This window comes from Petrocella atlantisensis (genome assembly GCF_900538275.1).
GTDB classification, from domain to species: Bacteria; Bacillota; Clostridia; order Lachnospirales; family Vallitaleaceae; genus Petrocella; species Petrocella atlantisensis.
In genome coordinates this window covers 902,523-916,557 of the sequence record NZ_LR130778.1, presented here as the reverse complement: position 1 = coordinate 916,557, position 14,035 = coordinate 902,523, and the positions used below count along the sequence as shown (strand labels likewise).

At 37.7% G+C, this 14,035-nt stretch carries 14 protein-coding genes; all 14 read left to right on the top strand.

Annotation, left to right across the window (positions count from 1 at the left end):
- The first annotated feature begins 2 nt into the window (after positions 1 to 2).
- The 14 genes from groL (at position 3) to PATL70BA_RS04280 (ending at position 14,028) form a co-directional block, all read left to right on the top strand.
- Complete coding sequence (gene groL, locus PATL70BA_RS04345) at positions 3 to 1,628, top strand: chaperonin GroEL (RefSeq protein WP_125136236.1); 1,626 nt, start codon at positions 3 to 5, stop codon at positions 1,626 to 1,628.
- Between the two features lie 181 nt (positions 1,629 to 1,809).
- The gene (locus PATL70BA_RS04340) at positions 1,810 to 2,322 is read left to right on the top strand and encodes a DUF6106 family protein (RefSeq protein ID WP_125136235.1); all 513 of its coding nucleotides are present in this window, start codon (positions 1,810 to 1,812) and stop codon (positions 2,320 to 2,322) included.
- Between the two features lie 31 nt (positions 2,323 to 2,353).
- Positions 2,354 to 3,415, top strand: a complete 1,062-nt coding sequence (locus PATL70BA_RS04335) for an HD-GYP domain-containing protein (protein ID WP_172596098.1) — start codon at positions 2,354 to 2,356, stop codon at positions 3,413 to 3,415.
- Positions 3,416 to 3,614: 199 nt separating this feature from the next.
- On the top strand, positions 3,615 to 5,084 hold the full coding sequence (gene guaB, locus PATL70BA_RS04330) for an IMP dehydrogenase (RefSeq protein ID WP_125136233.1): 1,470 nt from the start codon (positions 3,615 to 3,617) through the stop codon (positions 5,082 to 5,084).
- Between the two features lie 162 nt (positions 5,085 to 5,246).
- Positions 5,247 to 5,969 carry a purine-nucleoside phosphorylase gene (gene deoD / locus PATL70BA_RS04325; protein ID WP_330510232.1) on the top strand — a complete coding sequence of 241 codons (723 nt, stop codon included), beginning with the start codon at positions 5,247 to 5,249 and terminating at the stop codon, positions 5,967 to 5,969.
- Between the two features lie 145 nt (positions 5,970 to 6,114).
- Positions 6,115 to 6,564: an Lrp/AsnC family transcriptional regulator gene (locus PATL70BA_RS04320; RefSeq protein ID WP_125136232.1), complete on the top strand. Its 450-nt coding sequence runs from the start codon at positions 6,115 to 6,117 to the stop codon at positions 6,562 to 6,564.
- Positions 6,565 to 6,612: 48 nt separating this feature from the next.
- Positions 6,613 to 7,503: a YegS/Rv2252/BmrU family lipid kinase gene (locus PATL70BA_RS04315; protein WP_125136231.1), complete on the top strand. Its 891-nt coding sequence runs from the start codon at positions 6,613 to 6,615 to the stop codon at positions 7,501 to 7,503.
- A 25-nt stretch (positions 7,504 to 7,528) separates the two neighbouring features.
- Positions 7,529 to 7,801, top strand: a complete 273-nt coding sequence (locus PATL70BA_RS04310) for a hypothetical protein (RefSeq protein ID WP_125136230.1) — start codon at positions 7,529 to 7,531, stop codon at positions 7,799 to 7,801.
- Positions 7,802 to 7,811: 10 nt separating this feature from the next.
- Positions 7,812 to 8,924 carry a polysaccharide deacetylase family protein gene (locus PATL70BA_RS04305; RefSeq protein WP_172596097.1) on the top strand — a complete coding sequence of 371 codons (1,113 nt, stop codon included), beginning with the start codon at positions 7,812 to 7,814 and terminating at the stop codon, positions 8,922 to 8,924.
- A 119-nt stretch (positions 8,925 to 9,043) separates the two neighbouring features.
- Positions 9,044 to 10,396, top strand: a complete 1,353-nt coding sequence (gene rpoN, locus PATL70BA_RS04300) for an RNA polymerase factor sigma-54 (protein WP_125136228.1) — start codon at positions 9,044 to 9,046, stop codon at positions 10,394 to 10,396.
- 147 nt (positions 10,397 to 10,543) lie between these two features.
- Entirely contained in the window at positions 10,544 to 12,610 is a 2,067-nt protein-coding gene (locus PATL70BA_RS04295) for a sigma 54-interacting transcriptional regulator (protein WP_125136227.1), read from the top strand.
- Positions 12,611 to 12,692: 82 nt separating this feature from the next.
- On the top strand, positions 12,693 to 13,328 hold the full coding sequence (gene dhaL / locus PATL70BA_RS04290) for a dihydroxyacetone kinase subunit DhaL (RefSeq protein WP_125136226.1): 636 nt from the start codon (positions 12,693 to 12,695) through the stop codon (positions 13,326 to 13,328).
- 2 nt (positions 13,329 to 13,330) lie between these two features.
- Positions 13,331 to 13,729: a dihydroxyacetone kinase phosphoryl donor subunit DhaM gene (dhaM, locus tag PATL70BA_RS04285; protein ID WP_125136225.1), complete on the top strand. Its 399-nt coding sequence runs from the start codon at positions 13,331 to 13,333 to the stop codon at positions 13,727 to 13,729.
- A 32-nt stretch (positions 13,730 to 13,761) separates the two neighbouring features.
- The gene (locus tag PATL70BA_RS04280) at positions 13,762 to 14,028 is read left to right on the top strand and encodes an HPr family phosphocarrier protein (RefSeq protein WP_125136224.1); all 267 of its coding nucleotides are present in this window, start codon (positions 13,762 to 13,764) and stop codon (positions 14,026 to 14,028) included.
- The last annotated feature ends 7 nt before the right edge of the window (positions 14,029 to 14,035 follow it).

Here is a 14,035-nt window from a genome sequence, read left to right as displayed (position 1 = left end):
ATATGGCAAAAGAAATAAAATTTGGCGCAGAAGCAAGAGCGGCACTTGAATCAGGTGTGAATCAATTAGCAGATACAGTAAAAGTAACCTTAGGCCCTAAAGGGAGAAACGTTGTTCTCGACAAAAAATTCGGAGCACCACTGATTACCAATGATGGTGTTACCATAGCAAAAGAAATTGAATTAAAAGACCCCTTTGAGAATATGGGTGCACAGCTGGTTAAAGAAGTTGCAACCAAAACCAATGATGTGGCCGGTGACGGAACAACAACAGCAACCGTCCTAGCACAGGCGATGATTGTAGAAGGCGTAAAAAATATTGCGGCTGGCGCAAATCCGATTATTCTTAGACGTGGTATGAAGGCTGCGACAGAAGAAGCGGTCAGAGCAATCGTTGAAATGAGTCAAACACTAAAAGGCAGAGAACAAATAGCAGAGGTTGCAGCAATTTCTGCCGGCGATGAAGCCATTGGTGATTTGATTGCTGAAGCTATGGAAAGAGCTTCCAAAGATGGTGTCATTACTATTGAGGAATCAAAGAGCATGGACACTGAGCTTGAAGTTGTTGAAGGGATGCAATTTGATCGAGGCTACTTGTCACCATACATGGCAACGGATATGGACAAGATGGAAGCCCTACTTGAGCAACCCTATATTTTAATAACGGATAAAAAGATCTCTAACATTCAAGAAATATTACCAATCCTTGAGCAAATTGTTCAAGCAGGTGCTAAATTATTAATTATCGCTGAAGATGTTGAAGGCGAAGCATTGGCAACCCTTGTCGTTAACAAATTAAGAGGTACTTTTAACTGTGTGGCAGTTAAGGCCCCTGGTTTTGGCGATCGTCGTAAAGCCATGTTACAAGACATTGCAATATTAACAGGTGGAACGGTTATATCTGAAGAACTAGGCCTTGACTTAAAAGAAGCGACAATGGAGATGCTTGGTAAAGCAAAATCCGTTAAGATTATGAAAGAAAATACGATTATTGTTGACGGTGCAGGTAGTAAAGATGACATACACAGCCGTGTGGCACAAATCAAGAATCAGATAGAAGAGACCACGTCGGACTTTGACCGTGAAAAACTTCAAGAAAGATTGGCAAAATTATCCGGTGGTGTAGCGGTTATTAAAGTGGGAGCTGCAACGGAAACAGAAATGCAAGAAAAGAAATTACGTATGGAAGATGCCTTGGCAGCGACCCGTGCAGCAGCTGAAGAAGGTATTGTAGCAGGCGGTGGCGCAGCATACATCCATATTACCAAAAGAATTGAAGCAATCGTGGACGGATTAGAAGGCGATGAAAAAACGGGTGCCAAAATCATATTGAAAGCTTTAGAATCTCCTCTACGTCAAATAGTTGTGAATGCAGGACTTGAAGGTTCCGTAGTTGTTAATAAAGTAAAAGAATCCGCTATGGGTATTGGATTTAATGCACTTACGGAAACCTATGTGGATATGGTAGAAGCCGGCATTATCGATCCAACAAAAGTAACACGGTCAGCTTTGCAAAATGCTACATCTGTTGCATCGACGTTGTTAACAACAGAATCTGTCGTCGCTGATATTGAAGAAGACAATCCAATGCCAATGGGCGGTGGCGCACCAGGTATGGGCATGATGTAAAATGACTTTTTCATTCTCTAGAAGATTATAAATTAAAGGAGACTACGGTCTCCTTTTCCTTTTTTGCACCTCATAAAACATAAAATATGAATAACGGTTGTTTCTGTAAGGTCAATCCTATATAATGTAATTGACTCAATTTCCCGTAAGTCAGAAAGTCTGTATAACTTCGGAGGCGATCATGAAGGTTAATGATATTTTTAATGAACAACTTGTAGAAAGAAAACAAAATATGATAGATAATCTTAAAAAGATAACCATCCTAGCTGGGGGTGTTTTATTTTTAGCTGTAGCTTTTTTTATCCCTGGACTTAGAGGCCTGATTTATATTATCGCCATAGGTATCATTTTTGGTATGATCGTTTTACTTCGACGTTTTAATGTGGAGTATGAGTATATCTTTACCAACGGCGAGTTAGATATTGACCAGATTACGAATAAAAGTAAAAGAAAAAGAGTGTTGTCAATCCATGTCGATGACTTTGCAATCATGGTTCCGGTCTCAAATAAGGATTATGGGAAAGATGTTGAAAAATATTCAAAACTCTATGATGTAAGTAGCGGCATACTACAAGATAATACATATGCAGCTATTTTCGATAAAGATTCAAAAAAAGTCAAATTGATCTTCGAACCTAACGAGAAGATGTTTAATGCAATTCGTGCTTATATACCAAGAAAAATCAAGAAATAGATAGAAATTGATGAGCAAGGTGGTTGGACATATGCGTAGAGTCGGAATCGACAAACTTAAAAAGGATATGGTCTTGGCAAAGCCTATATATACCAGCAATGGTGTCATATTACTAAAAGAGGGTACGCTACTCACTGAAAAATTCATTATGAAGATTCATGATATAGATGTGGATTATATTTATATCAAGGATGAAATATCAGAGGGTATAGAGATTGAAGCGCTCATTAGTGAAGAGACCGTATTATCCACGAAAAAAGCTTTAGAAGATAGTATGGAAAAAATGCGAAAAGGCTATTTCAGTGCTAGCCAAAGCATTGTGGAAAAAGTGGATGCGGTTATAACTGAAGTGGTTGCCAATCCACATGTGATGGTTAGTCTTCAAGAGATTCGTAGCAGAGATGAGTATTTACATATGCATTCTATCAATGTTTGTGTGATCTCACTATTGATTGGGAAAAAACTCAATTATAACGATGCCCAATTAAAGCATTTAGCACTGGGGGCTATCCTTCATGATGTGGGGAAAACTCAGATAAAATACGATGTGATTCGGTATAGAGAAGACTATGTGGACAAAGAGTATAAGATCTATAAGGAACATGTAAGATTAGGCTATGAAATGATTAAGTCTATACCGGAATCGTCTTTATTAGCTGCAAATATAGCGTTAACCCACCATGAACATTACGATGGGACGGGTTTTCCCCTTGGGAAAAAGAATACATCGATTCATGAGTTTTCACGTATTGTTGCAGTCGCTAATGAATATGACAATCTACTCTACAATCTACCTAAAGATACACACATGCGTCACTATGAGATTGTTGAAATGATTGTTTCAAGAGCTTATACTTGGTTTGACCCTGAAATCATAAAAATATTTAGAAGGTCCATATCCCCTTATCCGGTTTCGACGGGCGTTGTTCTTAATGATGGTCGTATCGGAATAGTAGCAAGGCTGAATGAGGACTTCCCAACCAGACCGGTCATTCGTATTATTGATGAGGCATCTATGGCGGTTATGGGTGAGGTGGATCTTTCGGTTAGTCTTAATACCTTGATTGTTGATGAAAAAGAGATTGACAAATAGGCATATATTTGTTAAACTCTCGAATTAATAACCAATATGAAAAAGCAACAGAAAATAGTACAATAATTTAATAAAAACAATACATACTGGATTAGAGTGTATACACTCTAATCTTCATTGTATCTACCATCCATAGCCTATTGACCATGGACGTAATAGATTCAACAACGAGCTTATATTGAAAGAGAGGCCTTAATTCATGCAAAAGATTCTTAAAGAAGGAATAACCTTTGATGACGTGTTATTGGTTCCAGCCCATTCCAAAGTTCTACCTAATGAAGTGGACCTAAGTACGCAACTGACTAAAAAAATAGGACTTAGCATACCTTTAATGAGTGCTGGGATGGATACCGTAACAGAATCAAGAATGGCGATCGCGATGGCAAGACAAGGTGGTATCGGTATTATACATAAGAATATGACAATAGCTGAGCAAGCAGACCAAGTTGACCGCGTTAAGCGATCTGAGAATGGCGTCATAACCAATCCTTTTTCGTTGACACCGGAACATTATGTTTATGAAGCCAATGCATTAATGGCAAAATATAGAATATCAGGTGTACCCATCATTGAAGTTGGATCTAAGAAGTTGGTTGGAATATTAACCAACCGCGACCTCAGATTTGAGACAAACTTCGATCAAAAAATCAAGCATGTTATGACCAGCGAGAATCTAATTGTAGCACCTGAAGGTACAACCTTAGATGAAGCAAAAAAAATACTGGGAAACCATAGAATTGAAAAACTTCCAATCGTAGATGCAGAAGGCAATCTTTGTGGTTTGATTACCATCAAAGATATTGAAAAGGCCATACTATATCCGGACTCAACAAAGGATCATCAAGGTCGTTTAAGGGTTGGTGCTGCTGTTGGTATCACAAAGGACATGATGGATAGAGTTACAGCCTTGGTAGAAACAAAAGTAGATGTTGTGGTTCTAGATACGGCTCATGGTCATTCGGCCGGTGTTATAAATGCTGTAAAACAAATTAAGGCAACTTATCCGGATCTACAGGTGATCGCCGGTAATGTGGCAACAAAAGATGCAACCATAGCGCTTATTGAAGCAGGCGCAGATGCTGTAAAAGTCGGCATAGGTCCGGGTTCCATATGTACAACAAGGGTTGTGGCCGGCGTTGGTGTACCTCAGGTTACAGCTATTAGTGATTGTGCTGAAGGTGCTAAACCATATGGCGTACCCATAATAGCCGATGGTGGCATCAAGTACTCAGGCGATCTTGTAAAAGCAATCGCAGCGGGTGGATCCGTGTGCATGCTTGGTAGTCTTTTTGCCGGATGTGAAGAAAGTCCTGGAGATACGGAATTATTTCAAGGTAGAAAATATAAAGTATATAGAGGTATGGGCTCCCTTGCAGCTATGGAAAAAGGAAGCAAAGACCGTTATTTTCAAAGTGATAACAGCAACACCAAAAAATTGGTTCCGGAAGGTGTTGAAGGTCGAGTGGCCTACAAAGGACCGGCTGAGGATACGGTTTATCAGTTAATGGGCGGTTTAAGAGCCGGTATGGGTTATTGTGGAACATCTACTATTAGAGCTTTGATTGAAGAAGCTCAGTTCATCAAGATTACAGCTGCTTCATTAAGAGAATCTCATCCTCATGATATTCAGATTACAAAAGAAGCACCAAACTATAGTGTTGAAAACTAGTCTTTAAGTATAAAAATAACAACCAAGGTTGATAAATCAAGGTTGTTATTTTTGTAGAATTTTTGATTCAATTTCAATACATAATACTACCATGATTTGTTGCAATTACATGCCGAAAAGTTTATACTGAGATTAGTAAATCATGGAAAGGGAGCAGATAAAATGAGTATGAATATACCAACACCACATATTGAGGTGAAAGACAAAGGGGTTATCGCAGATACCGTTTTGATGCCGGGTGATCCATTAAGAGCAAAATTTATTGCAGAGAAATTCTTGGAAAATGTCGAACAATTTAACAGTGTAAGAGGTATGTTAGGTTACACAGGAACCTATAAAGGCAGAAAAATTTCTGTTATGGGTTCAGGAATGGGCATGCCGAGTATTGGCATCTATTCTTATGAACTATATGCTTTTTATGATGTAAAACGTATTATAAGAATTGGTTCCTGCGGTGCTTACACAGAAGATTTAGATGTTTATGATGTTCTATTGGTCGACGAAGCATGGTCAGAGTCCAGTTATGCCAAGACACAAAGTGGTTATACGTCAGACACAACCTATGCCACGCCCAAGCTTAATGATAAGCTTGCGAATATAGCAAAAGTACTGGATATTCCTGTGAAAAGAGGCAAGATTCATTCCTCAGATGTTTTTTATCGACAAGATTTTAATGTGTATAAGAATATACGCGATCAATATGGTTGTATGGCTGTTGAAATGGAATCCTTCGCTTTGTTTGCCAATGCAAGTATACTCGGTAAAGAGGCATCCTGTATTTTAACGGTCAGTGATTCCTTAGTAAAAGGAGACGTCACCACATCAGAAGAACGACAAAATTCCTTTGTAAAAATGATGGAAATAGCATTAGAGATGGCAGAATAAAAACAATCCTACCAATGATGTTGGTAGGATTGTTTTGTTTCAAAACGATATTCACCAAGAAAATTTATAGCTGTATCTACAAAACACTTTAATAAAATAAGCCCGAGTGTTATAATGTTAAGAAATATAACAGGGAGTTGTTGAGATGGATATAATTGATAAGCGAATATTACATATTTTACATAAGAATGCAAGGATAACAGCATCAGAAATAAGCAATCAGATTAATCTATCTGTATCAGCGGTAGGTGATCGCCTTAAGAAACTAGAAGCATCCGGTATGATTGAGAATTATACCACCATATTAAATTCAACGATGCTAGGAAAGTCACTTACGGCAATTATTATGGTCGCTCTTGAGCGTCCCAAATACGCAGAAGTATTTGAGGCATTTGTTAACAATGAAAAAGACATCTTAGACTGTTATTATCTAGCAGGAGACTATGACTATGCACTTAAAATAGTAACAAAAGATACGGCATCTTTAGAGACTTTGATTGGTAAAATCAAAAACGTAGAAGGATTGTTAAAAACAAAAACGACCATTGTCTTGTCAACAATCAAAGACGTACATTCAGTTTTGCCGGAATTATAGGTCTTATGTTCTCAACTAAGATTTTGAAGGATTAAGGAGGGGTGCGATATGTCATACGTACAGCTCATATATAACCCGAACGCAGGGCAAAAGCTTTTTTCTGCTCATATAGATACATTTTTAGCTAATTTTCAAGAAAAAGGTATTGAAGTAAGGATACATCGAACATCCATAGATGATCATTTGGATAAAACACTTAACAAAAAGAAGCTGAAAAACTGTATCGCCCTTATTGTAGCTGGAGGAGATGGAACGGTTAACAGTGTCGTTAATGTTATGATGCAACAAAATATAGATCTACCTCTTGGGGTAATACCGGCAGGCACAGCCAATGATTTTGCAAAACACTTGGGTATGTCCACAGATATACCTAAATCAATTGAAATGCTTTCTAAAATGCAGATTTCTCAAGTGGATGTAGGTAAAGTAAATGATCGTTATTTTGTGAATGTGTGTTGTGGTGGTCTTTTTACGAATATATCCCAAAACATCGATGTAGAGTTAAAAAACACGATTGGTAAACTTGCCTATTATATTAAAGGCGTTCAACAGTTACCGGGATTCAAAAAGCTAAGGTTCAAGATTCAACATGATCAAGGCGAGATTGATGATTTTTTCTATTTGTTTCTGGTGTTAAATGGCTCCAGCGCAGGTGGTTTCTCAAAGCTTGGACAAGATGCTGATATCAGTGACGGACGGATGGACTTTGTGGGCATTAAAGCCTGCCCACTGGCAGATATGCCAGGCCTTTTTGGGAAAATACTCATTGGGGACCATCTAAAGGACAAAAATATTGTAAGTTTCCGAAGCAAACATATATCCATTAAATGCTTAGAAGGTGTTGAAGGCTTCGAAGAATCGGATATAGACGGAGAAGCTGGACCACATTTTCCATTGGATATTGAGGTCATGCATAAACGTTTGAATGTAATTAAGTAATCGGTTAGGAAGAAAGAGGATTAGAATGATAAAAATGAATTTAAAAGAATTTAGAGATGAAATAAAGACAGAAATGCTTGGCTATGAAGAAATAACAGAACCATTGATTGAGAAATGGTTTGAGAATTTTGAGGCTTTTGTCGAAGCAAAAAGACCAAGTAGTCATTTGAACTACAAGGGTAAGGATATAAATGTGACACTTAAAGATGAAACAGACCTATTCATGATGGTAGATCGATATTTAGCGGCGATTGTTAATGAAGATTTGGATAATTACTTCACAGACTGGGCATTTTAAGGAGATTGACATGAAGGGAATAACAATAAGACTATTATTTGCATTAGGGTTTATAATAGTTTTTTCCGCATGCACGATGAACCTTGGCCTAGATGAAGTTCAAGTGGATGAATCGGAAGAACAAAGTCAAGTCGTTGACGATCAGTATGAGGAACCAACGGCAGAAGCAGACACAAGCAATGAAATAGATAACTATGAAGAAGAGGAAGAAATAATAGTACAGGAACCAATCGATTACAAGGCGGAGGGAATCAATGAGATTGGTGATATTATGGTTGTTATGTATCATGGCATCAAAGACAACCCACCTTATCATCGAAGTAAAGAGGATTTTTTACGAGACCTACAGTTTTTTTATGACAATAATTATCATCTAATCTCAATGGAAGATTATCTGAGTCAACATATAGATGTCCCTCTTGGTAAAACACCAATTGTACTGACATTTGATGATGGCTTATCCTCAACTTTTGCCCTTGTCGGAAATAAAGCAGACCCTGAATCGGCAATTGGTATCCTTGAAGCATTTATAGAAGAACATGAAGATTTTGGTAAAGCCGCTTCATTGTTTATACATGCAACCAAGCAAAATTTTCAAGGTGACGGAACACCTTTAGAACGTTTGGAATGGTTGGTGAATAATGGCTATGAGATAGGGAATCACTCGGCAACCCATGCTGATTTAAGTCAGTTGTCTAAAGATGCGGTCATAAAAGAAATCGGTCAGGTCGATTATTTTCTAAGTGAATTAATGCCGGAATACAATATGTTGGCTATAACCTACCCATATGGGAAACGTCCGGAAGCATCCTTAATTCAGCATTTAGCGGATAATCAATATGAAGGTGTTGCATTCGGATATGAAGTTGGCTTTAGAGAAGGGCCCAGCAGCAAAATGGTGCCACCGAGTCACACCAAATTTGATCCCTATAATGCTCCAAGGGTCAGAGGTTCTGAAGGTGAAGTACAGGATTTATGGTGGTTTCTTGATTATTATGACAAACATGCTGACCAGCGCTATATTTCAGATGGTAATCCGAACACGATTGTGGTACCCAAAGAAAAAGTTGACTTGGTAAATATTGATAAGGTAATGGATATGGAATTAATTGTATACGAATAGAATACTGAATAAATATGAGAAAGTGCTTTGTAATTTGAAAGCACTTTCTTTTTTGTTTTTTCATGTGTTAAAATAGACATAAGGACTCATACTAAGATCATATAGGAGCCGTTAAGAATATGAATATGAATATGAATATGGATATGACACAAAAAATCATAATGACCCCTCAACTAGAGTATTCTTTGAAGATCCTAAAACTTAGCTATGAGGAGTTGATTGATTTTTTACAAGAAGAGATGTTATCAAACCCAATTCTAGAATATAATGAACCAAAGGAAGTTAAGCTAAAGATGAATAATGAAGAAAGTGAAGGCGATCGTCTAAGCTATAACCACGATCAAAAGGGAGATGATGAAGGCTATACCAATGGTATACCGGATATGAACTCTTATAAAACGGACCTAGTGAGTCACCTGAAATTGCAACTACATATACTGGACTTACCCGAAAAGATGATAGAAATCGGGGAATTTCTAATTGAAAGTTTAGATGAAAAGGGCTATCTAAAGATTGATATTAAAGATGTGGCAAAGATACTTTGTGTAGATGAAGATCTTGTAAATCAGGTTTGCCAAAAGATTCAAAAATTCGATCCACCTGGAATATGTGCAAGAGACTTAAAGGAATGTTTGAAAATACAACTGGAAGATCAAAAGGATATTAAGAAAGAATTGATAGAGCTTATCGACCATCATCTTGAGGCGATTGGCCATAATGAACTACCACGGATTTCAAAAGCGATGGGTATTACTATAAGTGAAGTACAGGCACTAATTAAAGAGATAAGGAAACTCAATCCTAAGCCGGGAAGGGGTTTTCAAAGAGACTTGACCCACTATATTCGTCCGGATATTATTATATCCAAACAAGATGAAAACTATAATATTGACATATGTAAAGACAAAATACCTAAAATCAAGGTTAATCCCTATTATATGGATTTACTTAGAGATGGTGGTAAAGAATTAGGCGAGGCTTATCCCTATATTCAAAATAAGATTAATAGTGCGAATTGGTTGATACATTGTATTGATCAAAGAATGGAAACTTTAGAAAAAGTGACGAAAATCATATTCTACCATCAAACGGCTTTTTTTAAAAAAGGTAGAGCCTATCTCAAACCCATGAACCAAAGAGAAGTGGCTGACGCTTTGAACCTTCATGAATCAACCATCAGCCGCACGGTGAATGGTAAATACTTATTGTGCCAGTGGGGTATTTTTGAACTAAAATATTTTTTTTCTAGCAAGGGCATTAAACAAGAAATAGGTGAAGATGCATCATCGGCTATGGCAAAATTTGCCATACAAAGAATTGTTGAAAGTGAAGATAAGAATAGCCCTTATAGTGACTCGAAAATATGTACCCTTTTACAAAATGAAGAAATATGTATATCCAGAAGGACAGTCGCAAAATACAGAGAACAGTTGAATATTCCTTCTGGTAAAATAAGAAAGCAGTATGAATAGCTGGGTAATAATTACCAAAAAATACAAAGCTGTTAAAAAATGACAAGGCCTTGGTTATTCCGAGATTGGTTAAGGTGTCAAAAAAACGGGCATGATTATTGCTTAAAATGTGAGGTATAGAAGAATAATATAGACAAGGGGCAAAAAATGAATCCAAATAGCATATTAAGAAAAGTCATGATAAAGCATAAAAAAGGTTTACATGCAAGGGTGGCTGCGATGATTGTTCAAAAAGCCGTAGAGCTACAAAAAGAACATGAAGTAATATTCAAGGTGCAAAAAGGTACTTTTAAAGAAGTACCTTTAACAAGTATTTTACTCTTAATATCCATGAGAATTAAGGCAGGAGAAGAAATCGAGATTTTAACAATTGGTAATGATGTTATAGAGACAAAAGAAGCATCTGAAAAAATGGGGATTTATTTAGAAAGCGATTTTGATTATGATCAGACTTCCATGAATAGTATTGACAATCTATTACAGGATAACATACTGACAGCAGAAAATATTTTCAACAACATTGGAAACGGCTTATTGGTTATAGATGAGAACAATATTGTAACACTTTTCAATACTGAAGCAGAGCGCCTTTTTGGTATAACTTCTGATCAGATTATAGGTAAGAACATTAAGGAAGTTATGCCGGAATCAGAATTGCCTGAAGTAGCAAGAACTAAAAAACCAAAAATCGGATACACACAAAACAGAGGGAAATATACCATCGTAACCAATACAACCCCTTTAATAGTAGAAAACGAGACCAGGGGTGCCGTCAGTATTCTAGAAGACATTTCAAAGCTGGTTAAGATCTCGTGGCAACTCAAAGAAATCAAAGAGTTGAAAGAGAAATACCAACTGATATTAGAATCCGTACAAGATGGTATCTGTGTTTTTGATCACAAAGGTAAAATTACATACGTGAATGTAGCCTATTGTCAAATCGTTGGAAAGAATCTTAAGGAACTCATGGGTAAGAACATACATGACTTATCACCGGAGGGTGATAGGGTTAAGGTACTAAAAACAGGTCAGCCGATACTCGGTGGGATTAGTGAAAAGGAAAACGGTGTTACTATTGTGGCAAATATCAACCCACTTATTGTTGATGGACAGATTCGTGGTGGCATATCCACCATAAAAGATATTACACAGCTACAAGATTTGATGGAAAAACTGAACCAGATTTCAGCAAAGGCGGATTACCTTCAGGAAGAACTTATCAGAACTAAAAGACTTGGACCGGCCTTTGACCGTATTATTGGCGTTAGTGGTAAGATATATGATTCAATGGCCATAGCAGCGAAGGCCTCTCTAAGTAATTATACTGTGTTAATACGAGGTGAGAGTGGTACAGGTAAGGAATTGATTGCTGAAGCCATTCATTATTCAAGTGCCAGAGACAAGGAACCCTTTATTAGGGTAAACTGTGGTGCGATACCACCCACACTTCTTGAAAGTGAGTTGTTTGGCCATGAAAAAGGTGCTTTTACTAGTGCCGTAAAAACCAAGTTGGGACGTTTTGAACTAGCCCATAAAGGCACGATTTTTCTAGATGAGATTGGTGAACTAGATAAAAGCATGCAAGTAAAACTACTCCGAGTGGTTCAAAACAAAGAATTTCAAAGAGTGGGTGGAGAAAAAACCATTAAAGTAGATGTACGCATCGTCGCAGCCACCAATCAGAATCTAGAAGAGCTTCTCAAGACAGGTGATTTTAGAGAAGACCTATACTACAGGTTGAATGTGATACCCATATGGTTACCGCCTCTAAGAGAAAGAAAAGAAGATATACCTGTGCTTGTTGAATATTTTGCAGAAAAAATATGTAAAGATCTGGAAAGAGACAGTATCATATTGGAAAAAGAAGCGATGCATGCCTTGATTCAATATGATTGGCCGGGTAATGTACGTGAACTTGAAAATATCATGGAAAGAACCATCATACTATTAGATGGTGATGTGATAAGACTTGGTCATATTCCTTCATATGTTGTAGGTAATCACCAAGAGAATATGAATAAATCCGTTGAATCGTTGATAACGGAAATGGATCATGAGCTTACTTATGAAGAATATGAAAAAATAATTATTAAAAAAGCCCTAAAAAAACATGGTAGTTATAATAAGGCAGGTAAGGCACTTGGACTGACACATAATACAGTAGCAGCAAAAGCAAGAAAATTTAATATTCGCTTTGAGGATCTAATAGATTAAGTTGGCACAGATTTTGCTAGATATAAAATAGAGTTGTTGAAAACTAGATAACAGCTAAGAAGAAAAAATGGAGGAACCAATTATGGCAGCAACAGTAAGCAGTTTTATAAGTGCAATTAATGATTCGATAACAAGTAATAAGGTATTTTTGACGGATTTAGATGGGGTAATTGGCGATGCTGATCATGGTATTAACATGACACGTGGATTTAATGCTGTTGTGTTAAAAGTGAGTGAAGAAGATAGCGATGTGGGTGCGACACTGAAAAAAGTAGGTATGACACTCATTTCTACAGTTGGAGGTGCATCAGGTCCGCTGTATGGTACAGCTTTTATGAAGGCTGGTGGTGAGGCAGCAGGTATGACAACTCTAGACGGTGAGACAATCAGCAAGATGTGGTTGGCGGCACTTGAAGGCATAAAGGCAAGAGGCAAAGCAACCCTTGGAGAAAAGACGATGATTGATGCGATAGAACCGGCGATGGAGGCATTTAACAAAGCTATGGGCGAAGGGGCAACGATTGAAGAGGGTCTTGATAAGGCGATTGAAGCAGCTGAGGTCGGCATAGAGTATACAAAAACCATTCGTGCTACAAAAGGCAGAGCAAGTTATCTAGGTGATCGTAGTATTGGTCATCAAGATCCCGGGGCGACATCTTTTACCATTATTTTGAAAACAATAGCCGAGCACTATAAGAAAGAAGTATTGGGGGTATAAAAATGGTAGGCATTGTAGTTGTATCCCATAGTAAAAAAGTAGCAGAAGGCATTGTAGAGTTATCGATGCAAATGGCCGGACCCAACCAAAAAATAGTAGCAGCTGGCGGTATGGAAGACGGTGAAATTGGAACAGATGCCCTTAGAATAGCAACAGCAATTAAAGAAGCTGAAACAGGAAAAGGCGTTGTTGTTTTGGTGGATCTTGGTAGTGCAGTTATCAGTTCCAATCTTGCCATTGAGCTTCTTGAAGAAGAAGGCTTAAGCATAGATGTTCGCATAGCGGACGGACCGGTACTTGAAGGAGCAGTTAGTGCATCAGTGCAAGCTTATATTGGAGGTTCGATTGACGAAGTCGTATCAGCAGCAGAACTTGCAAGAGATGTGCTCAAACTACAATAGAATCATAGATAAGACAACGAGGAGGTGCTAAGGTGAAAGAAGTTGTTTATATGATCGTAAACCGTTTGGGTATTCATGCAAGACCGGCTGCGGAGATTGCTAAAATAGCATCCAAATATGATTGTGACGTCAATCTACTTGGTAATAATAAACAGGCAAATGCCAAAAGCTTACTCATGATTATGGCCCTAGGCATAAAAAACGGACAGGAAGTAACCATAGCAGTAAATGGACCGGATGAAGACAAGGCCATAGAAGCCTTGGACGTCCTGATTTCAAATAACTTTTACGAGGATTAGAGGTGCA

Coding starts and splice junctions, on each gene's coding strand:
- PATL70BA_RS04315 (WP_125136231.1), top strand. CDS start 6,613: ATGTCATACGTACAGCTCATATATAACCCGAACGCAGGGCAAAAGCTT.
- dhaL (WP_125136226.1), top strand. CDS start 12,693: ATGGCAGCAACAGTAAGCAGTTTTATAAGTGCAATTAATGATTCGATA.
- rpoN (WP_125136228.1), top strand. CDS start 9,044: ATGAATATGAATATGAATATGGATATGACACAAAAAATCATAATGACC.
- groL (WP_125136236.1), top strand. CDS start 3: ATGGCAAAAGAAATAAAATTTGGCGCAGAAGCAAGAGCGGCACTTGAA.
- PATL70BA_RS04335 (WP_172596098.1), top strand. CDS start 2,354: ATGCGTAGAGTCGGAATCGACAAACTTAAAAAGGATATGGTCTTGGCA.
- deoD (WP_330510232.1), top strand. CDS start 5,247: ATGAGTATGAATATACCAACACCACATATTGAGGTGAAAGACAAAGGG.
- dhaM (WP_125136225.1), top strand. CDS start 13,331: ATGGTAGGCATTGTAGTTGTATCCCATAGTAAAAAAGTAGCAGAAGGC.
- PATL70BA_RS04310 (WP_125136230.1), top strand. CDS start 7,529: ATGATAAAAATGAATTTAAAAGAATTTAGAGATGAAATAAAGACAGAA.
- guaB (WP_125136233.1), top strand. CDS start 3,615: ATGCAAAAGATTCTTAAAGAAGGAATAACCTTTGATGACGTGTTATTG.
- PATL70BA_RS04320 (WP_125136232.1), top strand. CDS start 6,115: ATGGATATAATTGATAAGCGAATATTACATATTTTACATAAGAATGCA.
- PATL70BA_RS04340 (WP_125136235.1), top strand. CDS start 1,810: ATGAAGGTTAATGATATTTTTAATGAACAACTTGTAGAAAGAAAACAA.
- PATL70BA_RS04305 (WP_172596097.1), top strand. CDS start 7,812: ATGAAGGGAATAACAATAAGACTATTATTTGCATTAGGGTTTATAATA.
- PATL70BA_RS04295 (WP_125136227.1), top strand. CDS start 10,544: ATGAATCCAAATAGCATATTAAGAAAAGTCATGATAAAGCATAAAAAA.